Consider the following 684-nt stretch of genomic DNA (forward strand, 5'->3'; position numbering starts at 1 on the left):
TTATTTAATTTTCTACTTCTTGCCCACTCCCTAACTCGTCTTGTAATGGCTGGGTGTTTTACCGAAATATTTTTTAAATTGCTTGCTAAAGTAGAGCGGGTCTTGATAACCGACTAATTGCGCTACTTCTTTTACCGCTAAATTGGATTCTTTCAATAAAGTTGAGGCGTGCTTCATCCGTATATCAATTAAATAATTAATGACCGAAATTTCTTGTACTTCTTTAAAAATACGCGATAAATAAGTCGGACTAATTAATAATTCTTGTGCAATCTGATCAATGGTTAATTCTTCATTATAATGTCGGTCGATATAATGCAAAGCATCCGTCACTAAATTTTGTTTTCTGGACACCGTAGGATTAATCCCGATTAAATTTAAGTCTTGAGAAGCTTCTAAACTTCTAATAATTTGGACGATTAATTGTACCGTTAAAGCTTTGGTCATTGCTCGAAATTCCAAAGATTCTTGTTCTAATTCATAAACGATATTCCAAGCAATCTCCATAATTTTATGATGATTTCCTTGAGGCGATAAAATCGTCTCTTTATTCGGCATGGTGTCTTTTGGATAACCCGTTAATAAAAAATTACGAATCCCTATATGCAATTCATGTGCGCTAGTATTCAAAGGTTGCTTTTCCCAATGCACCACTCCGGGATTAAAAACCATCACGGTATTGGC

At 34.6% G+C, this 684-nt stretch carries 1 protein-coding gene; it reads right to left on the reverse strand.

Going from position 1 to position 684, the window contains the following annotated elements:
* Positions 1 to 30: 30 nt before the first annotated feature.
* Positions 31 to 684 (reverse strand): helix-turn-helix transcriptional regulator (locus tag HMPREF2811_RS08490; protein WP_071408960.1); only part of this gene is annotated, 654 nt, incomplete at its 5' end.

This window comes from Globicatella sp. HMSC072A10, from assembly GCF_001811625.1.
Taxonomy (GTDB): domain Bacteria; phylum Bacillota; class Bacilli; order Lactobacillales; family Aerococcaceae; genus Globicatella; species Globicatella sanguinis.